General features: G+C 68.1%; 20 protein-coding genes. 14 read left to right on the forward strand and 6 right to left on the reverse strand.

The genetic code is table 11. The features are described from left to right. Nucleotides 1–40: 40 nt before the first annotated feature. Nucleotides 41–2,002, forward strand: coding sequence for a putative bifunctional diguanylate cyclase/phosphodiesterase (locus QW887_RS28030; protein ID WP_316195528.1), 1,962 nt, complete (start codon nt 41–43; stop codon nt 2,000–2,002). A 20-nt stretch (nt 2,003–2,022) separates the two neighbouring features. Here QW887_RS28030 and QW887_RS28035 read toward each other — a convergent pair whose 3' ends face one another. Then, a complete protein-coding gene (locus QW887_RS28035; RefSeq protein WP_316195529.1) occupies nt 2,023–3,318 on the reverse strand; it encodes an MgtC/SapB family protein in 1,296 nt (431 codons plus the stop codon). An 82-nt stretch (nt 3,319–3,400) separates the two neighbouring features. Further along, nucleotides 3,401–4,612 (reverse strand): APC family permease, encoded by a 1,212-nt coding sequence (locus QW887_RS28040; RefSeq protein WP_316171819.1) that lies wholly within the window; start codon nt 4,610–4,612, stop codon nt 3,401–3,403. A gap of 863 nt (nt 4,613–5,475) precedes the next feature. Between QW887_RS28040 and QW887_RS28045 the strand changes: the two genes are divergently transcribed. The 5 genes from QW887_RS28045 (at nt 5,476) to QW887_RS28065 (ending at nt 10,722) form a co-directional block, all read left to right on the forward strand. After that, nucleotides 5,476–6,459 carry a phosphotransferase enzyme family protein gene (locus QW887_RS28045; RefSeq protein WP_316195531.1) on the forward strand — a complete coding sequence of 328 codons (984 nt, stop codon included), beginning with the start codon at nt 5,476–5,478 and terminating at the stop codon, nt 6,457–6,459. Between the two features lie 177 nt (nt 6,460–6,636). Beyond that, nucleotides 6,637–7,089, forward strand: a complete 453-nt coding sequence (locus QW887_RS28050) for a hypothetical protein (protein ID WP_316187765.1) — start codon at nt 6,637–6,639, stop codon at nt 7,087–7,089. Nucleotides 7,090–7,537: 448 nt separating this feature from the next. Then, nucleotides 7,538–8,677, forward strand: coding sequence for an RNA ligase RtcB family protein (locus QW887_RS28055; RefSeq protein ID WP_316195533.1), 1,140 nt, complete (start codon nt 7,538–7,540; stop codon nt 8,675–8,677). Then, on the forward strand, nt 8,674–9,297 hold the full coding sequence (gene prfH, locus QW887_RS28060; RefSeq protein WP_316195534.1) for a peptide chain release factor H: 624 nt from the start codon (nt 8,674–8,676) through the stop codon (nt 9,295–9,297). Before QW887_RS28055 ends, prfH begins: the two co-directional genes overlap by 4 nt. 165 nt (nt 9,298–9,462) lie before the next feature. Next, nucleotides 9,463–10,722 carry an Hsp70 family protein gene (locus QW887_RS28065; RefSeq protein ID WP_316176291.1) on the forward strand — a complete coding sequence of 420 codons (1,260 nt, stop codon included), beginning with the start codon at nt 9,463–9,465 and terminating at the stop codon, nt 10,720–10,722. 6 nt (nt 10,723–10,728) lie between these two features. Here the strand turns inward: QW887_RS28065 and QW887_RS28070 are convergent, their stop codons facing one another. Together QW887_RS28070 and QW887_RS28075 are read right to left on the reverse strand one after the other, a co-directional pair. Next, a complete protein-coding gene (locus QW887_RS28070; protein ID WP_315716207.1) occupies nt 10,729–12,225 on the reverse strand; it encodes a hypothetical protein in 1,497 nt (498 codons plus the stop codon). Next, nucleotides 12,222–13,733, reverse strand: coding sequence for a hypothetical protein (locus tag QW887_RS28075; RefSeq protein WP_316176292.1), 1,512 nt, complete (start codon nt 13,731–13,733; stop codon nt 12,222–12,224). Before QW887_RS28075 ends, QW887_RS28070 begins: the two co-directional genes overlap by 4 nt. Nucleotides 13,734–14,057: 324 nt before the next feature. On the opposite strand from QW887_RS28075, the gene QW887_RS28080 reads away from it, so the two are divergent. After that, on the forward strand, nt 14,058–14,630 hold the full coding sequence (locus tag QW887_RS28080) for a GNAT family N-acetyltransferase (protein ID WP_315754349.1): 573 nt from the start codon (nt 14,058–14,060) through the stop codon (nt 14,628–14,630). Nucleotides 14,631–14,641: 11 nt separating this feature from the next. Here the strand turns inward: QW887_RS28080 and QW887_RS28085 are convergent, their stop codons facing one another. Then, complete coding sequence (locus QW887_RS28085) at nt 14,642–15,691, reverse strand: alpha/beta hydrolase (RefSeq protein ID WP_316171823.1); 1,050 nt, start codon at nt 15,689–15,691, stop codon at nt 14,642–14,644. Between the two features lie 146 nt (nt 15,692–15,837). On the opposite strand from QW887_RS28085, the gene QW887_RS28090 reads away from it, so the two are divergent. Together QW887_RS28090 and QW887_RS28095 are read left to right on the forward strand one after the other, a co-directional pair. Continuing rightward, nucleotides 15,838–17,385: a winged helix-turn-helix domain-containing protein gene (locus QW887_RS28090; protein ID WP_316195579.1), complete on the forward strand. Its 1,548-nt coding sequence runs from the start codon at nt 15,838–15,840 to the stop codon at nt 17,383–17,385. A gap of 160 nt (nt 17,386–17,545) precedes the next feature. Continuing rightward, the gene (locus QW887_RS28095; protein ID WP_284418181.1) at nt 17,546–17,716 is read left to right on the forward strand and encodes a Flp family type IVb pilin; all 171 of its coding nucleotides are present in this window, start codon (nt 17,546–17,548) and stop codon (nt 17,714–17,716) included. A gap of 136 nt (nt 17,717–17,852) precedes the next feature. Here the strand turns inward: QW887_RS28095 and QW887_RS28100 are convergent, their stop codons facing one another. Then, nucleotides 17,853–18,257 (reverse strand): four-helix bundle copper-binding protein, encoded by a 405-nt coding sequence (locus QW887_RS28100; RefSeq protein WP_316176293.1) that lies wholly within the window; start codon nt 18,255–18,257, stop codon nt 17,853–17,855. Nucleotides 18,258–18,607: 350 nt separating this feature from the next. On the opposite strand from QW887_RS28100, the gene QW887_RS28105 reads away from it, so the two are divergent. From QW887_RS28105 to QW887_RS28125, 5 genes are all read left to right on the forward strand, one after another. Continuing rightward, nucleotides 18,608–20,125, forward strand: a complete 1,518-nt coding sequence (locus tag QW887_RS28105; RefSeq protein ID WP_315754342.1) for an AMP-binding protein — start codon at nt 18,608–18,610, stop codon at nt 20,123–20,125. A 69-nt stretch (nt 20,126–20,194) separates the two neighbouring features. Beyond that, nucleotides 20,195–21,640: an FAD-binding oxidoreductase gene (locus tag QW887_RS28110; RefSeq protein ID WP_316176294.1), complete on the forward strand. Its 1,446-nt coding sequence runs from the start codon at nt 20,195–20,197 to the stop codon at nt 21,638–21,640. Continuing rightward, nucleotides 21,637–22,080, forward strand: a complete 444-nt coding sequence (locus tag QW887_RS28115; RefSeq protein WP_315716214.1) for a DUF4383 domain-containing protein — start codon at nt 21,637–21,639, stop codon at nt 22,078–22,080. Before QW887_RS28110 ends, QW887_RS28115 begins: the two co-directional genes overlap by 4 nt. Beyond that, nucleotides 22,077–23,180 (forward strand): hypothetical protein, encoded by a 1,104-nt coding sequence (locus QW887_RS28120; RefSeq protein WP_315754338.1) that lies wholly within the window; start codon nt 22,077–22,079, stop codon nt 23,178–23,180. The genes QW887_RS28115 and QW887_RS28120 overlap by 4 nt, the downstream gene beginning before the upstream one ends. Next, on the forward strand, nt 23,164–23,469 hold the full coding sequence (locus tag QW887_RS28125; protein ID WP_315754336.1) for a hypothetical protein: 306 nt from the start codon (nt 23,164–23,166) through the stop codon (nt 23,467–23,469). Before QW887_RS28120 ends, QW887_RS28125 begins: the two co-directional genes overlap by 17 nt. Nucleotides 23,470–23,580 lie beyond the last annotated feature (111 nt).

The following is a 23,580-nucleotide window of genomic DNA, read 5'->3' on the forward strand; positions in this document are numbered from 1 at the left end:
CGCTTCCGTCACCGATCCAGCAGGGCCGTCCGTTCCGCGCATGCAGACCGCAACCACCGAGTGCAAAGCGGCGGCGCTCGCGAAAGCCCAGGCAGCCAGCTCGCTGCAGAACATTTCCCTCACGATGTTCGCCAATGTGGCGATCGCAACGTCGCTGGCGCTGCTGCTGTATCTCAGGGAGGGCGGCACCCTCATCTTCTGGTGGCTGGGCGCAGCCATCGTCTTCGCCGCGTTCCGCGCCGGATGGGTGTCGTACCTGAAATCGTCCGGACGGATCGAGCGCGATCCACAGCGCGTGCTGCGCAATCTCACCATCATGGCTTTCGCCAGCGGCGTGCTGTGGGCGATCGTCCCGATCGCGCTGCCGGCCTTCTCCCACGCGCACAACGTCAACGACGTCGTCTTCATCATGGCCGGCACCACCACCGGAGCCATCATCCAGAGTCTCGCCTATTCGAGGATGGCGATCGCGTTCGGCGCGCCGCTGATGGGCGCGACCGTGCTGCGGATGCTGATCTCGGGCAGCGACGTCGACTACATCGTCGCGGTCGACGTCGCCTTCCTGACCTTCATGCTGTTCCGCGCAGCGCGGCTCGGCGAGCGCAACTTCATCGCGAGCCAGAAGACCGCCATCGAGGCGACCGTGCTGGCGGAATCCGTCGCCGAGGCCAACCACGCTTTGGAGCGTCTGGTTCGCACGGACTCGCTCACCGGGCTCGCCAATCGCAGCCATTTCCGCACCGTGGCCGCCGCGGCGTGCCGTTCCGGACGCGGGGTCGCATTCCTCCTGATCGACGTCGACAACTTCAAGACCATCAACGACGCGCGCGGCCACGATGCCGGCGACCGGGTCATTCAGGCCATCGCCGCGCTGCTGCAATCCGCCTGCCGCGGCGACGATCTGCCGGTCCGCCTGGGCGGCGACGAGTTCGTCGTCGTCATGCAGGGCGACGACGTGGCGAGCCGGTCCGTCGCACTCGCCGAATGGCTGATGGCCGCCCTCGCGCAGCCGCTCGCGATCGCGGGCCAGGTGCTGCCCGCGAGCTGCTCGATCGGCATCGCGGCGCATGCGGAAGGCCCGATCGATCTGGAAGAGCTCTCCGCCCGCGCCGACGTCGCGCTCTATCGCGCCAAGGACGACGGCCGCGCCTGCATGCGCGTGTTCGACGCCAAGATGCAGTCCGAGCTGACGCAGCAGCGCCGGCTCGATGCCGAGCTCCCCGCCGCGCTGGCCCGCCGCGAGCTCCACGTCGAATTCCAGCCCCAGGTCGCGATGGCCACGCAGGAGGTCATCGGCTTCGAGGCGCTGCTGCGCTGGAAGCACCCGAGCGCCGGACTGATCCCGCCGCCGGACATCGTGTCCGCGGCGATCCGATTGCGCCTGTCCGGCCAGCTCACGGAGTTCGTGGGCGAGCGCGTCTGCGCGTTCCTGCGCGCGCTCGACCGCAAGAAGGCGCACGGCATCCGGGTATCGATCAACGTCTCGCCGCGGGAATTCCCGCTTCACTCGCCGGCGCAGACCCTCAAGACCGTCTCCGAGCGCTACGGCGTCGATCCCCACCGGATCGAGATCGAGGTGACCGAAGAGGCGATGTTCGATCCCAAGCGCTGCGCCGACGAATTGAAGCTGATCGACCAATACGGCTTTGGTCTTGCGATCGACGATTTCGGCGTCGGCCATTCCTCGATCGCCAACCTGATGGCGGTCGAGATCGACACCATCAAGATCGACCGCTCCTTCATCCACGGCATCGCCGGCAACCGACGGGATCAGCAGCTCGTCGCCGCCATCACCGCGGTGGCGCTGCCGCTCGGCCACCGCATGATCGCCGAGGGCGTCGAGAGCGAGGCGGACGCCGAGTGCCTTCGCATGCTCGGCTGCTCCTACGGACAGGGCTGGCTGTATGGCAAGCCGATGAAGGAGGACGACGCCATCGCGTGGCTCGTCCAGCATCGCAGCGGTGCTGCTGCCGCGGTCGAGCGCTTGCCGCGCAGCGCGTAGGTGCTGCGCGGACGTCGCGCTCACGGATGGACCAGCACATCGGCAAGACCATGGGCAAGGCTCGGTCCGAAGGCGCCGGCCCAGGCGGCTGCGATGACGAGGACGAGGCCGGGGACGAGGCGCAGGGCGAAGGACGACCCGCCGCTGGTCCACGCCACCACGATCTTGCTGATCGTGTTCGCCGACAGCGCCGCGAGCACCGGAGCCACGGCATCGGCGGCGCCGATCTTGCCCGACGCGGCAAGCGCAGCCGCGGCCACCGCCGGCGCATGGGTATCGACGAGACCGGCGACGGCGGCGCTCGCCACCAGGCCGGCTTCGCCGAACGCCTCGCGCAACGCGGCCGAGAGCACCAGCACCGCAGAGATCGTCAGCGCCAGCAACAGCGCGCCCGGCAGGCTGAAGGCGTGTCCGGGCGGCAGGTCGGCGGAACCGCTCTGCCGCAACCCGACGATCGTGAAGATCGCGCCGTAGATCGTCGCCGCCGCGCCGGCGCAGAGCAGCGGGACCAGCAGCGCCTGCAGCGCGGGGAGGCTGGTGACGGCCAGCACCGCGGCGAGCTGGGCGATGGTCGCGACCGTCGACAATGCCGCGCCCGCGGCCGCGGCGCCGCCGAGCTCCGGCGCCTTGCGCGCCCGCGCGCCCATCGCGCCGATCGTGGCCGTGCTGGAGACGAAGCCCGAGGCGAAGCCGGACACGGCGAGCCCGCCGCGTGCGCCGAGCAGCCGCATCGAGACATGTCCGGCGGCACCGATCGCCATCATCAGGACGACGAGCGTCCAGATGCCGCGCAGGTTGAGCGCGCCGTACGGACCGATCGGCTGATCCGGGAGCAGAGGCAGCACGACCAGCGTGGCCGCGGCAAAGATCAGGCCGTCCTTGAGCTCGCTCTCGCTGAGCACCGAACGGACGAAGTCATGCAGCACCGGCCGGGCCGCCAACAGCACCGCCAGCACGACGGCGACGCCCGCCGCCAGAGCAGGTTGCTCGGTGGCGAGGCCGCCGAGCAGGACGGTCAGGATCAGCGCCGCCTCCGAGGTCAGTCCCGGATCGTCGCTGCGCGAACGCCAATAGGCGATCGCCGCGAGGACCATGATTCCAGCGGTGACGACGGCCAGCAGCAGCTTGCCGCCGATCAGCATGCTCACCGCGCCGGCCAGCGACGCGACGGCAAAGGTCCGCAAGCCCGCGGGCGAGCGCCCGGGCCCCTCGCCCTTGCGGCGCTCGCGCTCCAAGCCGATCAGCAACCCGATGCCGAGCGCGACGACGATCGCGATGATCGCGGGACTGAGGCTCATGAGATCCGGCATCGACATGGTCCTACGTCAAACCGCCAGGTCTGCGCCGGGGGACATCGGGCAACCCGGTACATCGCCGCACGGTTTCCCATCGGTCCGCTCAGGCCGCGACGAACGCGCTGACGATCATCAGCATACACGTGATGAGACCAAGTGCGGGGACCCATAGCGGCACCCGCACATGGGCGGCATCCGATCCGATGCGCCGGATACGGATACGGAGCAGGCACAGATTGACGATGGCGAAGATCGTCAGCGTCGCGAGCGAGGTGCCTTCCGCCAGCCGCTCCAGCGGGAAGGCCAGCGCGAGGATCGCGACCGCCAGCATGACGAGGCCGGTTGCGATCAGCGGCGTTCCGGTGCGCGGATCGACGCGGCCGGCGATGCGCGGCAGGTCGCCCTGCCCCGCCATGCCATAGACGACGCGCGCCGTCATCGTCATCTGAGCGAGAATGGTGTTGAGCGTGGACACGATCGCAATCGCGGTGAAGGTGGCGGGGCTGATGCCTGCGACGGCATTGAACACCAGGCTGAGCGGCGCCGGAGAGGCCGACAGCACGCCCGGCGCCACGGCGGTCACCGCGATCGCTGCAATCAGCACATACAAGACGGAGGTGATCAGCAGCGTGAGCGCCATCGCCCACGGAATGCTTCGCTGCGGGCTCTTGGCCTCCTCCACGACGTTGGCGAGGTCCTCGAAGCCGACGAAGGCGAAGAACGCAAGCAGGCCGGCGAAGGTGATGCCGGAAAGAACGCCGAGATCGAGCGGCGGCGGCGTCAGCAAGGCAGGGCCGAACGCGACGCCGGAGTGAACGGCCGAGACGACGATCCACACCAGTCCGCCGGTCTCGATCAAGGTCAGCAGTCCGGCGAGCATCACCGATTCGAGAATGCCCCAGGACGCCACGATGCCGAGCGCGACCACGATGGCCATCGCGATCAGCGGCGTCGGCAGATCGATCAGTTGCCGGATGTAGCCGGCGCCGCCGAGCGTCACCGCGGCCGCCGCGATGATGCCGGTGGCGAGCCGCAGCGTGCCGGCCGCCGTCGACAGCAGCCGCGACTTGAAGGCCGCGCGGACATAGGCGGCCTCGCCGGCGCTCACGGGATAGCGGGTCGCAAGCTCGGCATAGGAGGCCGCCGTAAACGCCATCACGAAGGCCGCCAGCGCAAAGGCCCAGGAGGAATGGACTCCTGCATGACCGGCGACCGCGCCGATCAGAACATAGATGCCGGCCCCGACGGTCACGCCCGTGCCGTAGAGGACCAGCAGCGGCAGTCCGAGCCGCCGCCGCAAGCCAGATGGAGGCACGATTGGATCTTGCGGCACCACGAATTCCATTCCTGATCACGACGAGCAACAGAGTTGTAGGGGCTTAGGGGAGCAAGCGCGAGTGCTCTTGATCCCGGTCAATCCGGAGCGCGCGCCCGCGGCCGGCTGCTGCGGCATTCGGCCGCCGGGCCTTCTTCGCGAGGCGCGTTCGCCTTCACGGCCATCGGCCAACTTGAGATGCGCCGCGTCGAGACATGACTTCGCGCTCTCGCGGCGCGATGGGCCCGAGCTGTGCTGATCGATCTCCTCTCGAAACGAGAGGGCGCAGGGAAGACCGAGCCTCGGCCGAGGCCCGTGGCCCCCGTGCGGAGAAAATGCACGGGGCAGGAACCACAGGTCCAGCCGGAGCGACCCGGCCTTCCCTGCGCGATGGTTTTCACGGCTGCTCCGCGCTCTCCCCGGGGACCGGCTTGTTTGCCCCCGTCGCTCGCAACCACGCACGAACGTGATCGCAAGCTTGGCGCCAGCTTCGGGGCGCCAGAACCACACGGCTTGACCGTCCGCCACGACATCAGTCGTCTTGCGCGCGAACGCGCCCGACCTCGCGACGGCCACCACTCCCCGCCCCCGCGTATCGTGACGACGCGTACGCCCCTCTCTGCATGAGGCGGGATGCGCGGGAGATAAGCATGATTTCCGGAAAAGCGAAACAGGAATATTTTTCGCAGGCGGACTGGACATCAGCGGCAGATTGCGCTCGCCACCTCGATCGATTTGCCCGACGGGCAGCCCGGTCCAACCTGCCTACGCCAATGCGATGGATTGCTCGTGCCCGTCCCGGCTTTCACTGCGGACGGCAGCCGCCTAGGATGCCATCGTCTCCACAATCCGGAACACGCGACGTGCCCGACTTCGAGCCGATCTACACCACGACCGGCGCCGAGAGCGTGGGCCGCTTCGTGGCAACACACTACGCGCTATCAGAGCCGCTCGCGTGCCGCCTGATGAACCGCGGCTTCAACGACGTCTATCTGATTACATCCGCCACGGGCGCACGCTACGTCTTCCGTCTGTCGCATCACCGCGCCCGCGGCCCGGCCGATGTCCGCACCGAGACCGACTTCCTCGCACATCTCGCGCGCTGCGGCGTGCCGGTGGCCGCGGCGGTTCCGGCGCGCGACGGCGCGCTGTTCGTACGCGGCGAGGCGGCGGAAGGCCGCCGCGAAGGCGTGCTGTTTCACGCCATCGAGGGACGGACCCCGGAGGTCGCATCGCAGAGCGACGCGCGCGCCAACGGCGTGACGCTTGCCCGAGTGCACGCGGCGGCGATGTCCTTTCGGCCCGAAGCGCCGCTCTATCTTCTGGACCTCGACCATCTGCTGCACCGGCCGCTCGCGCGCGTTCAACAGCTCTGCAGTCTGATCGATGCCGATGATGGCGGCTTTCTCCAGGACATCGCGGAGCGAACCGCCGCACGGATCGAGGCGATGGAGGGCCTGACATGGACGCATTGTCACGGCGACTGCCACGGCTTCAATGCGCGCATCGGCGCCGGCGGCGAGGCCGTGTTCTTCGACTTCGACGACGGCGGTCCCGGCTATCTGGCCTATGACCTGGCCGTGTTCCTGTGGGCCAAGCTGTCGTTCGGCCGGCGCTTTCATGCGGCGTGGCACGCCTTCGTCGACGGCTACCGCTCGGTCCGCCCGATCTCGGCCGCTGATTTCGAGGCCGCGCATGCCTTCGTGATCGTCAGGCACTTCTGGCTGATGGGCGAGCAGGCCAGCCGTTCGCGCGAATGGGGTAGCGAGAATGTCCGCTGGGTCACGCAGCAGCGGGAATTTCTCGAAGGCTGGGAGGCGCAGCACCTTGCGACGCGCTTGCTATGAGCTTGGGCGGATCGGAGGGATTGAACCGGAGAGCTCCGGCGGCCGACGCATGATCCAGGCGTTCAGGCTTGCGGGGGTTGGGTCCTTTCCGCGGTGACGATGACGAGATTAACGTTTCGCAATCCTTCCGCCGCGACCGAAGCAGACGCAGCACGCCCGCATCGGAGATTTTGAGCCATGACAGACACGATCGTTCAGTCACGTCGGCTGGGCATCATCGGTTGCGTGATCGGGCTTGTTGCTCTGGTCGCGGCGGTTCTGCCGCATTGGGTGCTGCCGGTGATCGATCCGCCGCCGCCGATCGACCAGGTCATCGTCGATGTCGGACATCGCGTGAAGGAGCGCCTGATGGCGCGCATCAAGGGCGTCGACTACCAGGCGCCGGCGCGCGAGACGTCCTGGACCGACCGCCTGCACCAGCAATTGCCGGTGGCCGCGGTCTCGCTCGGGTTGCTTGCGATCATTCTCGGCGTCGTGGGTCAGTTGCGTCGCGAGGAGCGGCACGTCGCGGCGATGGCGACGACCCTGGGCGGCTGCGCGATCGCCGTGCAGCTTTCCTTCCTGCTGATGGGCGCGCTGATCGTGGTGGCCATCATCTATTTCCTCGGCGATTTCCTCGCGCTGTTCTGATCGCGAGGATGCACGTGCCTGGATCTGCCGGCTGCGGGCAGATGCGCCGTCGTCCATCTTCGATGCCACCCATTCTTTGCGAGCGCAGCGAAGAATCCAGTGTGGTGCGCGGGGCCCTGGATTGCTTCGTCGCTGCGCTCCTCGCAATGACGGAGAGAAAGCGAGCTGCTCGAAGACGACGGGGCATCCGTGTCCTGTACGTCACAGCGGGACATCGGTTGAATGACGTACATTGCCAATATGATCGGGATGTGATTACTACGCGCTCCGGCGTCGAGCATTCGGCTCCGCCGCACAGGAGAGAGACGATGACTGCGATCATCCGTTGCTCCGCCAGGAGCCGCCGGGACTGATCCTCGCGTGAGGCGAGGCTTGGTCTGGCATGCGTGCGTCCGCGCGCGCTGATCGTCCCTGACCAGTTCTCCCTATCTTTCTCCAAGGTATTTACATGGGCAATTCCCATCGCGTGGACGGCCGTGCGCCGGTCCACGGCTTCTACTCGTCCAGCTCCTGGATCGAGGGCGCCGCTGCGCGCCAGCTCGAAACCGTGGCTGACATCTGTGGCGTGCGTGCTGTCGCCGGCATGCCGGATCTGCATCCCGGCAAGTTCGGTCCCGTCGGCTGCGCCATCCTCGCCGACCATATCCACCCGGCCTTCGTCGGCTCCGATGCGGGCTGCGGCATGGCGCTGTATCAGCTCGACCTCGCTTCGCGCCGGATCCGCGTCGACAAGGCGGCCGACCGGCTGCGCGACGTCGCCACACCCTATGACGGCGACATCGTGAGCGAGCTCGCAGCTCGTCAGCTTGCGCCGTCCGACTTCGATGCGTCGCTCGGCACGATCGGCGGAGGCAATCACTTCTGTGAGCTGCAGGCGGTCGAGGAGGTGTTCGATCCGTCCTGCGGCATCGATCGCGACCGCGCTCATCTGCTGGTGCATTCGGGCTCGCGCGGCCTCGGCCATGCGCTGCTCGAACGGCAGATCGCCGACGGCCTCAAGCCGCTCGCGCCGGACAGCGAGGCTGGCCACGCCTATCTCGCAGCACATGATCACGCGCTGCGCTGGGCGGCGCTGAACCGGCAGGTCATCGCGCAGCGGGCCGCGACGGCCTTGCGCTGCGAGGCCGATCCGGTCTGTGCGTGCTCGCACAATTGCATCGAGCATCGCGCAGACGGCGTGTTGCACCGAAAGGGGGCGGCGCCGTCCGACCAGGGGCTCGTCGTCGTGCCGGGCTCGCGCGGCGCGCTGTCCTATCTGGTCGCGCCGCTCGCGTCGGCGCCAAAGGAGGCGTTGTGGTCGATCGCGCATGGCGCCGGTCGCAAGTTCGACCGGAGCTCGATGATCGGCCGTGTCGGCGCCACGCGATCGGATCGCGAGCGTCTCGCGCGCAATCCGTTCGGCGGCCGCGTGATCTGCGAGGACCGCGCGCTGCTCGCCGAGGAGGCGCCGGAGGCCTACAAGCCGATCGCCGGCGTGATCGCCGATCTCGAAGCGTTTGGGCTGGCGCGGGTCGTCGCCAGCTTCCGCCCGCTGGTGACGGTGAAGAAGATCGCCGTCGAGCGGCCGCGCAGGGAGGACCGGCGATGAGACGGCTGCTCCTCACGGCGGGCCGCGGTCCGGCCGAATGCCGGATCGCGGTCGCGCATGCGCTGCGGCGGCTCGCCGACGAGGCCGAGGCGGCGGACTGCGAATGCGCGATCGCGCGAGAGCAGACCGACCGGCATGGGCCGGCCAGCGCGATCGTCGTGCTGGACGGGCCGACGGCGGCCGACCTCGCGCGGCGCTGGACGCAGGGCTCGCTGCTCTGGGTGTGCCGCAGTCCGCTGCGGCCGCATCACGGCCGCAAGAACTGGTTCGTCGGCATCGTCGATCTGCCCCTGTCGGAGCAGGTGGTGGCGTTGGCGGCCACCGACGTCCGGTTCGAGAGTTTTCGCGCCGGCGGTCCCGGCGGCCAGCACCAGAACAAGACCGAGAGCGCGGTGCGCGCGGTTCACGTGCCGACGGGGCTGGTCGCGATCGCGCGCGACGGCCGCTCCCAGCATCGCAACAAGGCGCTGGCGCTCGCGCGTCTCGCCGCATTGCTGGACGGCCGCGGGCGCCTGGCGGACGCCGTCGAGGCGCGCCTCATCCACGCGGCGCATGACCGCATCGAACGTGGCGCAGCCGGGCTGCGCTTCGAGGGACCGGCGTTCAGACCGGCGGGATGATCGCCGGCGGGGGCATCAGCGCCCCCGGCTGCACCTTCGACAGGCAGGATGCACAGTCATCTCTCCGCCAGACGACTGCCATGCGCGCCGCTCCGCACATTGGCGGATGACATCGCGCCGCCGAACGGCTAAGCGGACCGCCCCCCGGACGGAAACGAGACGAGCATGGCGGCAGCGGCCCATTGTGGCATCGACTTCGGCACTTCGAACACCACGGTCGGCCTCAGCAATTCCGCCTCCGCAGAGCTCATCCCCCTGGAGGGCGAGCAGCGGACCTTGCCGAGTGCGATGTTCTTCGATTTCGAGGATCACGGCACCCAGTTCGGGCGCAGCGCGATCGAGCGCTATCTGACCGGCCACGACGGCCGCTTCATGCGCGCGCTGAAGAGCATCCTCGGCACCGCGCTGATCCACGAGAAGACCTATATTCGGCAGAAGGCGGTGCCGTTTGCAGGTATCCTCGGCTTCTTCTTCGCGCATCTGAAGACGCGGATCGAGACGCGGCTCGGCAGGGAGATCAATCAAGTCGTGCTCGGCCGTCCCGTCCGCTTCGTCGACAAGGATGATGCGGCCGACGCGGAGGCGCAGAGCGCGCTGGAGGGCATCGCGCGGGACCAGGGTTTCAAGCACATCGCGTTCCAATACGAGCCGATCGCCGCCGCGCTCGACTACGAGCAGCAGGTCGCCCGCGAGGAGCTGGTGCTGATCGTCGACATCGGCGGCGGCACCTCGGACTTCTCGATCGTGCGCGTCTCGCCCGAGCGGCGCGGCAAGGCGCAGCGCGAGGACGACATCCTCGCCAATGGCGGCATCCACATCGGCGGCACCGATTTCGACCGGCTGCTCAGCCTGAAAAGCGTCATGCCGCATCTCGGCTACGGCAGCCTGACCGCCGACGGCAAGCGCAACCTGCCGACGCTGTACTATCACGAGCTCGCCACCTGGCACCGCATCAACCAGCTCTACAAGAAGGGCGTGATCGGCGAGCTGCGCCAGATCCGCTACGAGGCCGAGCGGCGCGATCTGGTCGACCGCTTCATCAAGGTGGTGGAGGAGCATCGCGGCCATACGCTCGCGATCGGCGTCGAGCAGGCCAAGATCGCGCTGACCGCGGCGAAGTCGCTGACCTCGGTGCTGTCGGAGAAGGACGACTGGGCGCGCATCAAGTTCACGCGCAAGGATTTCGACCGCGCCATCGGCGATTCCGTCGAACGCGTCGTCGGCACGGTGACGAAGCTGCTCGACGATGCCGGCGTCGGGGCCGCTTCCATCAACACCATCTTCCTCACCGGCGGCTCGAGCATGGTGCCGGCGCTGCGTCAGGCAATCCTGGCGCTGTTTCCGGCGGCGCGTATCGCCGAGACCGACCTGCTCGGCAGCGTCGGCATCGGGCTCGCGCTCGACGCGCGGCGCAAGTTCGGCTGAGCCTGCTCAGCGCGGTTCCGACACCGAGGGCTGCGGATCCTCCACCCGGGGCGTCCGCGGCCGTGGCGCGGCGCGCGGCGGGGCCGGTACTGATCCGGGAACGCGGGCTTGGCTGCGCTTCGCCCGAGCCGGCGGCGAGCCGGTCGCCGCCGTTCCTGCACCCGCCTGCTGTCCGTCGCGGATGATGCGCCAGGGTTCGGGATCGATCGGACGCGATTGCGGAGCAACGACCGCGGGCCGGCTGGCGCGGCGCCGCCGCGGCGGCTCGCTTGGCGCCGGCCGCGCGACCGGACGGACTACGTCGGATGTCGTCTCGGCGGCCGGCGACGCATCGGCGGGCAATTCGATCGGGACTGCCGCCACGGCCGGCTCGGCCGCAACAGGCTCGGCTGGAACGGCGGGCTCAGGTTGAGGCGGCCTCTCCGCCTGCACGATCGATCCCGTGGTCTCCTCGACCGGCCCCGACTGGAACAAGTCATTCGGCAGCAGCACGCCCGCAATCGCGAGTGCGGCGGCGAGGCTTCTGCCGAGCGAGATCCGCGCAGGACGCTCGGGCGGCAGCGCGGCGCGGCTGATGATCCGGCGGCCAGCATCGACGCCGACCACCGCGACGAAGGCTGCGAAGCCGAGGCTGCCGCCGACGCTTGGCAGAACCGCCGCCGCCTGGACCAGCAACGCGGTCAGCGCCACCGCGGCGACCAGCGGCTGGACCACACCCCGCAAACGCTGCGGCGACGACATGCCGACGAAACAACCGGCAAAATACGCGTCGGACAGGCGGGCATCGTCCGGCGCGAGCTGCTGCAGGATGACGAGACCGGCACAGGCCAGTGCTGCCGAGACGAAGATGCGCGCCGGCCGCCCTGCGGCCGCAACCCGCGGCAGCCTCAGCGCCGCCATCGTTGCGACCATTCCGACGCCGCACAGCGCCAGCATGAGCACCGAATGATTGAGACCCCTGTCGAAGCCCTGAAGGCTGGCGACGCGCACCGGTGCGCCGTCGGCGCCGAGCAGCGGCGCGAGGCTGAGGAACAGAAACGAGCCGATCGCCGCGAGCGCGCCGAAGCGGCCGCCATAGCCGCGCAACAGCACGACGCGCAGCCGCATTTCGATCGCGCAGACGCTGCAGAACACGAGGCCGCAAAACAGCGACAGCAGCAGGAAGGATCTGTCGACCGGAAGCCCCGACCGCGCCACGCTCTCGCTCAACGCAACGATCGGCGTCATCCCGCTGAAGCTGCCGCCATAGACCGAGGAGGAGAAGGTCGTCGGCAGCAGATCTCTGGTTCTTGCCGTGATCAGGCCAGCGCAGAGCAGCAGGGTGGCGGTGACCGACGCGAGCGCCGGGGACAGGCCCGACGTGCACAGGTGCAGCGTCGCCAGACAACCGAGAAAAGCGCCGGCGAACGAGGCCAGCGGCACGACATTCAGCGACCGGCGCGGCCAGCGGTGAGAGCCGGGCTCGGACGGCCGGTCGAGCGCGTCATCGCGGTCCGCTGTCACGGCCCCGCCAATGTCGATGGGTCCGGCCGCCACTCCGGCGCGGGCTGCACCTCATGGCGGGCCACGATGCGCGGTCGCGCCGTCGCGTGCGGCACCACCCGTGCCTGTTGGCGCCTCAGCCGCGCAGCCAGCACGCCCGCTGGCCGACCATCGCGACCGATCCGCCGGGACGGCTCTGCGGACGCGGGCGACGCGGACTGCTGGACCGGCTCACTCGAGGGCCGCGGGGCGAGCGGATTGGCGCCCTCCGGATTCAGGATCTGAAGCGGCAGATCGGGCGCTGTGTCAGCGGCGAAGGCCGGCTCGCCGGGCGCCGTGCCGTCGCGCCGATCCTCGTCGTGTGAGGTCATCGTGGTCCGCGCCGGCGCAGCGGCTTTGTCCGCGTTCACCAACGGACCGTTGGGCTCCGCCACCGGCGGCTGAAACATCAGCTCGCTGGTGAGCAGCACCGCGAAGATAGCGAGTGTGGCGACGAGTCCCCGCGTCCAGGCGAGGACGGTCTGCCACGGCGATTCCCCTGCCTCGACGAACAGACGAACCGCAGCATCCACGAAAATGACCGAGACGAAGGCGATGTATCCGAGGCTGCCGCCGACGCTCGGCAGGATGGGACCGGTGAGGATCAGCAGGCACGTCAGCAGCACCACCGCGGCCATCGCCTGCGGCAGGCTGCGGAGCCGCCGCAACGACGACATACCGACGAAGCAACCGGCGGAATAGGCGTCGAGATCAGGGGCCTTGCTGGGCAGAAGCTGCAGCACCACGAGGCCGGCAAAGGCCACCGTCGCCGCAACGAAGATGCGTACCGCGCGGCGCGACCCAGCCACGGGCGCCCAGCGCAAGGCGGCCATCGTCGCCAGCATGCCGACCGTGCACAACGCGAAGGTGAGCGCGGTGCCGCCGAGCCCCTGCTCCAGCGCGCCGCGGCGCGCGATCGGAAACAGCTCGCCCTCGGCGCCGAGCAGCGGCGCGAGACCGACGAACAGGAACGAAGCGACCGCCGCCAGCGCGCCCAGTCGTCCGCCATAGCCGCGCGCGAGCCCCCCGCGCAGCCACATGTCGAGCGCACAGCCCAGACAGAACACCAGTCCACAGAACAGCGAGAGCAGAACGAAGGCGGCGTCGAGCGGCAGACCGGCGCGAATGACGCTTGCGTTCAACAGCGCCACGGGAGTCATGCCGACGAAGCTGCCGCCATAGGCCGATGAGAAGAACGTGCTCGGCACCAGATCCGCGGTCCGTGTCAGGATCAGCGAGGCGCACAGCAGCAAAGCCGCCGCGGCCGAGGCAATCAGCGGCGACAGCCCGGTTGCACTCAGATGCAGGGTCATCAGACAGCCGAGGAACGCGGCGATGAACGACGCCAGCGGCGGGCAGCCGAGCTGGAACAGCTCCGAGCCGTAGAACGGCGCGGCCCGGCCGAGCTGCCGATCGCGCCATGTGCGCGGATCGAAGCTCTGCTCTGCCTGCAGACGACGTAACTGACGATCCGCCGCTTTGCGGTTCATATCCACGACACCCCGAATCGCGCCAGCCCAAGATCTGCGTGATGATCTCGCGGCAAGCGAATGGTTGACGTTCGGGCGCAACCCTGAGCCCGAGCCGGCGCAGTTTCCTGCGACGGTTGTACGCGCGCTGCATTCGTGCAGGCCGCGTGTGCTCGATTCATGCACTGCAATGCAACGTTGTGGAAGTATCGGGCTCCAGTCCGGGCGTGAAAGTTCCTGGCAACCTTAATGGCGGAGCGCGATGCGAAGTATCAATGACATGCGAGTTAGACGGCGTAGCAACCCCGGCTTGCAAACGAGCTTGGTAAACGACAGCATGGCGTCATGCTCACGCCCACGTTGCATACCGCCCGTCTGATCCTGCGGCCGCTGGCCCTCGCCGATGCGCCGGCGATCCAGCGTCAGTTCGACAACTGGAACGTCATCCGCAACCTCGCGGCCGTCGTGCCGTGGCCCTATCCTCCCGACGGCGCCGAGACCTTCGTCAGGCTGCAGCTCGACAGGATCGCGGCCGGCGAGGAGCTGTATCAATGGGTGCTGGCGCTGCGCGACGGTGACGGCGAGGCCATCGGCAATATTCACTTCCGGCCGCGCATGGAGTCGATGAAGGGCCATCGCGGCTTCTGGCTCGCTGAGCCCTATTGGAATCGAGGGCTGATGAGCGAGGCGATCGCCGCCGTGAACGACTTCGCCTTCGGTCCGCTCGGGCTCGATCAGTTCACCGTCTGCAACGTCGCGAGCAACATCGCATCACGGCGGGTCAAGCAGAAGACGGGCGCCGAGTTCGTCGGCTTCATCGAGGTCGCGCACCACAATGGCGAGACCCGCTCCGAGCAATGGATCGTGCGGCGGGAGACGTGGCTGCAACGCCGAGAAAAGCAACGCGCTCCCGCCTGAGATCGTCGGCGCTACGCGCTCGCCGTCACGTCGAGCACCGCCTGCGCAAACGCCTGCGGCGCCTCCTGCGGCAGGTTGTGGCCGATGCCGCCAGTGATCAGCCGGTGCTCGTAGCGGCCGGTGAACTTCCTGGCGTAGGCCTCGGGCGCCGGATGCGGCGCGCCGTTGGCATCGCCCTCCATCGTGATGGTGGGCACGGTGATGTCGGGAAAGGTCGCGAGCCTCGCCTCCAGCGCATCGTATTTCGCCTCGCCCTGCGCGAGGCCGAGCCGCCAGCGATAGTTGTGCACGACGATGTCGACGTGATCGGGATTGTCGAAGGCGGCGGCGCTGCGCGCGAACGTGGCGTCGTCGAACGCCCATTTCGGCGAGGCCGTCTGCCAGATCAGCCTGGCGAAGTCGCGCCGGTTCTTGTCGTAGCCCTCGCGACCGCGCTCGGTCGCGAAGTAGAACTGGTACCACCATTGCAGCTCGGCGGCCGGCGGCAGCGGCATGCGGCCGGCCTGCTGGCTGCCGATCAGATAGCCGCTGACCGAGACCATCGCCTTGCACCGCTCCGGCCACAGCGCCGCGATGATGTTGGCGGTGCGCGCGCCCCAGTCATAGCCGGCGAGGGTCGCGGTCCTGATCGCGAGCGCGTCCATCAGCGCGACGATGTCGGCGGCGACGGCGACCGGCTGGCCGCTGCGCAACGCGGTCGGCGACAGCAGCCGCGTCGTGCCGTAGCCGCGCAGATGCGGAATGATGACGCGATGGCCGGACGCGGCCAGCGCCGGCGCGACGTCGGCGAAGCTGTGGATGTCGTACGGCCAGCCGTGCAGCAGGATGACGACGGGGCCGTCGGCCGGACCTGTCTCGGCATAGCCGATGCTGATCTCGCCGGCCTTGACCTGCTTGATCGGTCCGAGCGACGTCCCCGCCCCCGGCCGGATCGCCGGCAGCTTCGACGCCGACTTGAAGCTCTGCGCCTGCCCGGCGCTGGAGCCGAGTTGAAGGGCCGCAACGGCGGTTCCGGCAAGGGTGAGGAAACGGCGGCGGCTGGCGTGAAGGATGGTCGGCATGGCGGAGGCTCCTGGTTCCGAGGTGCGGTCGTTGTGCGCCTTGCGCCCGCGCGGCGCTTGGAGGAGGCATTGATTTTTCCTTGAGGCCGGCTTGATTTTGCGGATCGCGTGACGCGAAGGTGAAACCGGCGGCCAGGACGGTGCCTGTGGTATATTGCTTCGACGATTTCGTGCTCGATCCCGGCCGCCGCGAGCTGCGCCGCGGCGACGACCTGGTCGCGATGGAGCCGCAGGTGTTCGACCTGCTCGCGTTCCTGATCAGGACGCGCGACCGCGTCGTCAGCCGCGACGACATCCTCGCCGAGGTGTGGGGCGGCCGCATCGTCTCCGAGGCGACGCTGGCGAGCCGCATCAGCGCGGCGCGGAGCGCGATCGGCGACAGCGGCGAGGCGCAGCGCCTGATCCGCACCATTCCGCGCAAGGGCGTCCGCTTCGTCGGGGCGGTCCGTGAGCAGGCCGACGCGGTGCAGACGCCGGCCGTATCAGCCGCACCCGCCTTCGACGGCCCCGCCATCGCCGTGCTGCCCTTCACCAACATGAGCGGCGATCCCGAGCAGGACTATTTCGCCGATGGGATGGCCGAGGACATCATCACCGCGCTATCCCGTTGCAGCGGCCTCGCTGTGATCGCCCGCAACTCCTCCTTCATCTACAAGGGCAAGGCCGTCGATATCCGTACGGTCGGACGCGAGCTCGGCGTCGGCTACGTTCTCGAAGGCAGCGTGCGCCGCGCTGGGTCCCGCCTGCGCATCAACGGGCAGCTGATCGATGCGGCGTCCGGCGCGCATCTGTGGGCGGAGCGCTTCGACGGCCAGCTGGACGATGTGTTCGCGCTGCAGGACCGCATCACCGGGAGCATCGTGGCGGCGATCGAGCCGACGCTCGAGCTGGCGGAAGGCGAGCGGCGCCGCGCCACGCCGCCGCTGCATCCGGACGCCTACGATCTGCTGCTGCGCGCCGCCAGCCTGCGCGACGCCTTCACGTCCGACAGCCTCGCGGCGGCGACCGCGTGTCTGGACCAGGCGCTGGCGATCGATCCCGCCTGCGCGCCCGCGATGGCGGCTTGGGCCTATTGCCAGGCGCTGCGCCACTTCCAGGGCTGGAGCGCGCCGGACGAGACCTATCGCACGGCCGCCGTGGCGCGGGCGTGGCAGGCGTGCGAGCATGCGCCCGGTGACGCGCAGGTGCTGTGGATGGCGGCCTTCGCGATCTGGAACATGGCCGAGGACATCGCCCCAGCACGGGAGCTATTCCGCCGCTCGCTTGCCATCAACCCGAACTCGGCGATCGCGCTGACCTTGAGCGGCTGGATCGAGATCATGGCCGGACACACGGCTGCGGGACGCGCGATGATCGAACGGGCGCGGCGGCTGAACCCGCGCGATCCGCGGGGCTGGTTCGCAGCCGGAGCGCTGGCGATCTGTGCGGTGGCCGACGACGATCTCGCTGGCGCCGTTCAATGGGCGGAGATCGCGCTGGCGCAGAACCGGCGTTTCGCCGTCGCGCTCCGCGTCCTGATCGTGGCCCTGGTCAGGACCGGAGAGATGTCGCGCGCCGGCGAGGTCGCGCGCCAGCTTCTGAGCCTCGAGCCGCATCTCACCGTGTCCGAGTTCCTCGAACGGATCCCGTTTCCGGCCGGGACGCTCGCCACAACCTACGCGGAGGCACTGCGCGCAGCCGGTGTGCCGCCATGATCCCGTTCGCGTGCAGTGGACCGTGTTGCAACTGAGATTTTCGACATAAACGGCAAAGTTGCGAAACTTGGCTAGACCTCGTTCATACTACCTTAGGTTCCATTCCGTAGTTTCGCGGGCATCGTTCGGCGGTCATGTCGCCGGGCGGCGGAGGGAATTGATGAAGAAATTGCTTCTCAAATTTTACGAGGATGAATCGGGCGCAACCGCGATCGAGTACGGCCTGATTGCGGCCGGCATCGCGCTTGCGATCATCACCATACTCAACAAGCTCGGACTCACCCTGGAAGGCATCTTCACGACCCTGACCACGAAGCTGAACGGCGGCTGATCGATCGATTGTCTGCGATGGCGTTCTCAGGACCGGAGCAATCCGGTCGCCATGGTCGGACTGGCCGGGCCTCGCGCCCGGCCTTTGTCTCTTGATGAGCTCCATTCTTCGATGGAGCGGCGCCGCAACCGACCTATCAATGGGTCGTGCTGCGTCCAGCCTCCTCGCACGCGTTCATGCAGCGCCGGCAGGACTCGGCGCAGATCCGGCAATGGGCATGCATCTCGGCGTGCTTATCGCACTCCTCGGCACATAGCCGGCACGCTGCCGCGCAGGCCTCGAGCATGCGGCTGATCATCTCCTGGTCGGAGCCCGTGCGCCGCGTGGCAAGACGGCCGGTGACGTTGCAGACGTCGGCGCAATCGAGATTGAGCCGGATGCACTGCGTCAGCCTGGCGACGCTATTCTCTCCGAGACACGCATCGGCGCAGGAGGTGCAGATCTGAGCGCAGGAGTAGCACTCCTCGATGCAGCGGACGAGTGCGTCGTCAACTCGACCGCGGACGTGCGGGTGGGTTTCGATCATCTGTTGAGCGTGCATGGGAGCTCCTGTCCGTTGGCCCCCGCGAGCGACAATGAAGATCGGCTGCAAAGGTTCTTATCGCCGCGCCGTTCGGCGCCTGACCTGTTCCCGTGGCGCGACCCCGATCGTCTTACGATCCGCGTGACGGAATTATCAGTCCGCCTGGCGTCACGGCTTCCAGCCTTTCAGTCCTGCCTCAGGCTCATCAGCGCCATTTCGCAGAACTGCCATCCGAAACCTGGCGGCGCGCGCGTATGGACGACCCGGTTCGGTTGAGGCACAACACCTCTCATCACTGACGTCGGCGGCCAAAGCCGCGGACCAAGAATGGGCGCCCGTGCGAGGCAGCCGACGATACGGAGGAATGGATGCTGATTCCGATGGCCGACGTGCCGCGCTGGTATGCGGAGCGCAAACCCGGGGACAGCGTCGCGCTCCGGCACGGCACCGATGTCCTGACCTGGGAGCAGCTCGAGCGCCGCGCCAATGCGCGTGCGCGCGCCTTCGCGGCCAAGGGCGTCAAGCCCGGCGACTTCGTCGCGATCGGCCTGCCCAACGGCAATGCGCTGTTCGAGACCAGCTTCGCGGTGTGGAAATGCGGCGCGACGCCGACGTCGCTGTCGTGGCGGCTGCCGCGCGGCGAGGCCGCCGCGGTGCTCGAGATCCTCAAGCCGTCACTGGTGGTCGGCGGCGAGGCCGACTGGAATGCGCCGAACGCGCTGCCGGCCGATTTCACGCCCGAGGGCTTTTCCGACGCGCCGCTCGCCGCGCCGGTGTCGCGCTATTGGAAAGCAATGACCTCGGGCGGCTCGACCGGACGGCCGAAGGTGATCCTCGATCACCAGCCTGCGGTAACCGACACCGCCGCCGAGCCGCCGCTCGGCATTCCGAAGGGCGCATCGCTGCTCAATCCCGGCCCACTCTATCACAACGCGCCCTTCATCGTGTCGCATTACGCGCTGTTCGCCGGCGGCAGCCTGACCGGGATGGTGAAGTTCGACGCCGAAGAGACGCTGCGGCTGATCCAGACGCAGCACATTCAGTGGGTCAACTTCGTGCCGACGATGATGCACCGGATCTGGGCGCTGCCGGAGGCGGTCCGCAACAGCTACGATCTGTCGAGCCTGAAGATGGTGTTCCACATGGCCGCGCCGATGCCGCCATGGCTCAAGGAAAGATGGATCGAGTGGCTCGGGCCCGAGCGCGTCTACGAGCTCTATGGCGGCACCGAGCGCCAGGGCCGCACCATCATCTCCGGCACCGAATGGCTGCAGCACAAGGGCTCGGTCGGCAAGATCGACGAGTCCTGCAAACTGCGCATCCTCGATCCCCAAGGCAATGACGTCGCGCCGGGCGAAAGTGGCGAGATCTACTTCCTGCCTGCGGATGGTCCCGGCAGCACCTATCACTATCTCGGCGCCGAGCCGAAGCGCCGCGCCGACGGCTGGGAGTCGCTCGGTGACATCGGCCGGCTCGATGCCGACGGCTATCTCTATCTCGGCGATCGCCTCGCCGACATGATCCTGCGCGGCGGCGCCAACATCTATCCGGCCGAGGTCGAGGCGGCGCTGATGGCGCATCCCGACATCCGCTCCTGCGTCGTGGTCGGCCTGCCCGATCCAGAGCTTGGCCAGCGCGTGCATGCGATCGTGGAGATCGACCGCTCCAGGAATGCGCAGGGAATCGTCGACGGCATGAGCGCGTTCCTTGCCGACCGGCTCAGCCGCTACAAGCACCCCGAAAGCTACGAGCTGGTCGACGTCATGCTGCGCGACGATTCCGGCAAGGTGCGCCGCACCTTGCTGCGCGACGAGCGCGCGGAGTGGGTGAAGGATGGCCGCGACTTCCGTCTCGTGCCCACGCGGGCGCGCCCGGCGGCAGACTGACGGCACGGAAATTTTTCGAACGTTTACGATGCTGGCGTAGACTCCGTGAAGGGAAGGAGAGTCCGCGCCATGATGTCGAGACGACGGTTTCTGCGCGCCGCGGGTACGGCCGCGGCGCTGCCCTTGGCGCGGATGCCGCGGGCGCGGGCCGAGCTGCGCACCATCCTCAACGACGCCAGCCGGCTCAACCCGACGCCGGTCGCCAGGCATGTGGTGATCAGCAAGCCCACGACCGACGACCTGATCGCGCGGCTGCGCGCCGAGCTCAAGGAGGCGGCCGCGGCGAAACGCCCGGTGACCGCGGCCGTGGCCCGGCATTCGATGGGCGGCCAGAGCCTGCCGCGCGACGGCACGGCGATCACGCTCGACGGCGGCGCGATCGAGCTCGACACGGCGGCGAAGACCTATCGCACCGCGGCCGGCAACCGCTGGTGGGACGTGATCGCCGCGCTCGATCCCAAAGGCTTCTCGCCGGCCGTGATGCAGTCCAACAGCGATTTCGGCGTCGGCAGCACGTTCTGCGTCAATGCCCATGGCTGGCCGGTGCCGTATGGCCCGTTCGGCTCCACGGTGAAATCGATCCGCATGCTGCTCGCCGACGGCACCTTGGTGCAGTGCTCGCGCAACGAGAATGCCGAGCTGTTCGGGCTCGCGATGGGTGGCTACGGCCTGTTCGGCATCGTCGTCGATCTCGAGGTCGAGATGGTGCCGAACCTGCTGCTCGAGCCGCGCTTCGAGCGCATGGCGCCGGAGAAATTCGCCGAGCAGTTCACACGCAACATCGACGGCGACGCCAATGTGAAGATGGCCTATGGCCGGATGTCGGTGTCCCGCAAGGCGTTCTTCGACGACGCCCTGCTCGTCACCTTCCGCCCCGCCCCCGATGCTCCGGCGACCCTGCCCGCGGCAGTCAGCTCCGGCAAGCTCACCGGCGTCGCCAACACGATCTATCGCGCCCAGACCGGATGGGAGGTCGCCAAGGGCCTGCGGTGGTTCATGGAGACCCGGCTCGGCCCCGCCATCTCCGACAGTCGCTACACCCGCAACTCGCTGATGGCCGAGCCGGTCGCCAATCTGGCGCAGAAGGACATGCACCGCACCGACATCCTGCACGAATATTTCGTCGCGCCGGAGCGGTTCGGCGAGTTCCTCAGCGCCTGCCGCGACATCATTCCCAAGGCGCGCGCCGAATTCCTCAACGTCACCCTGCGCTACGTCGCCGAGGACAAGACACCCGCGCTCACGATCGCACCGGTGCGCCGGATCGCGGCCGTCATGTCGTTCTCGCAGGCGACCTCGCCCGAAGGCGAGATCGACATGCTGCGGACGACGGAAGCGCTGATCGACCGCATCACGGCGATTGGCGGCGCGTTCTATCTGCCCTATCGTCTGCACGCGCGCCGCGACCAGGTCGAGAAGGCCTATCCGGCGGCCGCGCGTTTCGTCGCCGCCAAGCGGCAGTATGATCCGAACCTCCTGTTCCGCAACGCGATGTGGGACGCCTATTTCGCATGAATACATCAGCAGCAGATGGCTTCGCATTGGACCGCTATCGCATCGCCGCGCTGGCGCTCGCCATGGCGCTCCTGTTCGCCGCCGCGACCGACTACATCCCGACCTTTATCGATGCGCAGGGCCGCGTGTTCGGCCTGTTCCAGCTCGACATCTACAAGGATGCGCTGCATGTCGCCTCCGGCCTGTGGGCGCTGGCGGCGATGCTGACCCGCCGCAGCGCGGTGTTCTTCCTGCGCGTGTTCGGCTCGCTGTATTTCCTCGACGGCGTGATGGGCGTGTTCACCGGCTCGGGCTATCTCGACCTCTCGATCGTCATCGACGGCATCCGCGACACCTCGTGGCTGGTGAAGGTCCTCTCCAGCCTGCCGCATCTCGCACTCGGCGCGATCGGCATCGCGGTCGGCTGGTCGCCGTGGCGTAGACAGGCTGCCCTCGCATGAGCCTGCGTCGTAAAGCGCTGTATCTTCTCGGCGTCGTTTTGGCAGCCGCGGCGATCGGCGTTGCCGCCACCGTGATCAGCGTCGAGACGGTCTGCGTGGCCGACGTCCCGACCCCGATGGTGACCTCCTACTTCGGCATCACCGATCCCGCATATGCGCGATCACAGGGTGACAGCTTCCTGACCTTTCCTGAATGGTACATCGTCCACGCCTATGCCGACCTCGCTGCGGTGACCGGGCAGGCCTCGGAGTCCGACTTCCACTATCTATCGAGCGTCTCCGGCTTCTGGCGCAGCCTGTGCCGGGCCACGCGCCAGGCCGCAGGCTCCGGTCCCGCTACCTCGGAGCAGAAGCTGACGAACTACATCATCGGCTTCAGCTTCACCGCCGAGATGGCGCTCCAGGGCGCTTACGAGAAGAGCATCGGGGCGATCAGCTGGGAGACCACGGACGGCGTCAAGACCGCGGAGGACGCCTTCAACCTTGCCCTGCTGAAGGACTACGCTGCGTTCCTGTATCAGACACCCTGGTATCGGTATCCCTTCGTCGCCAAGCTCGATCAGTTCTGGCGCGAGACGCCCTTCGTGCCATCGTTCCGCGCCGTGGAGCGGCGCGTCTCGCTCAGCCTGCAATATGCCGGGCGCGCCGCCTATGCGGCCGTCATCGGCTATGTGGCGGGCTACGATCCGGCCGTGCTGACCATCCAGAGCGTCGTCACCGGCCTGCCTGCCGCCGAGCTTGCAGCCATTCCGGGCGTGAAGGTGATCCGCGAGGTCACGGACTCCAAAGGCATGAAGGGCGTGCTGGTGGAGACCGAGCGCTACGCCAAGTTCGATTCCTTCGCCAAGGAGCTCGGCCGTCATGACGGCGCCGCGTTCGGCGAAATCGCAGGCAATCATCGTATCCTGGTCACGATCGTGGTCCCTCCGGGCGACGGACGGCTGGCAGCTTTCGATGGGCTGCCTATATTCAGTGTCCCGATCCAGTCGCGCCCCGGTGCCCGTCGCATCGGCGTCGACGTACCGGTCCGGTCTTTGGTTCAGGACATCGGCCGTTTCGAAGCCGCGGGATATACGTTCGAGCATGCCTACGACTATTGACCGGCATCCCCCGTCCCGCGCCCTTCCCTTGAAGGGCGTGCTGGCCGTTGCCCTCGTCTGGTTTGCGGGCATGGCTGCCATGGCCCTGGTGATCAAGCCGGATGCGGTGGTCGTGTTCGGCCCGTCCGACCGTATGATCTCGGCGATCGTCGCCTCCGATGGAGCCTTGCTCGATGCCGGACGTTTCCACATCGCGGCCAAAACCGGAGCCACGACTGTCGGCAGCCTGTATGCTGCCGGAGCGTGGCTGGTCTGGCCCGTGATCGGCAGGGGCTGCGGCCGCGGGTAGTTGGGAAGCCAGTTCCTCCCGACGCCGATGCGGAGCCGGCGGAACTGGCGCAGCCGGCCAAAGATGTTAAGCTCGCGTTCACGCTGTGGCCGTCACGCGACACGAAGCAGA

Source organism: Bradyrhizobium sp. SZCCHNRI3052, assembly GCF_032484895.1.
In the GTDB taxonomy this organism is placed as follows: domain Bacteria; phylum Pseudomonadota; class Alphaproteobacteria; order Rhizobiales; family Xanthobacteraceae; genus Bradyrhizobium.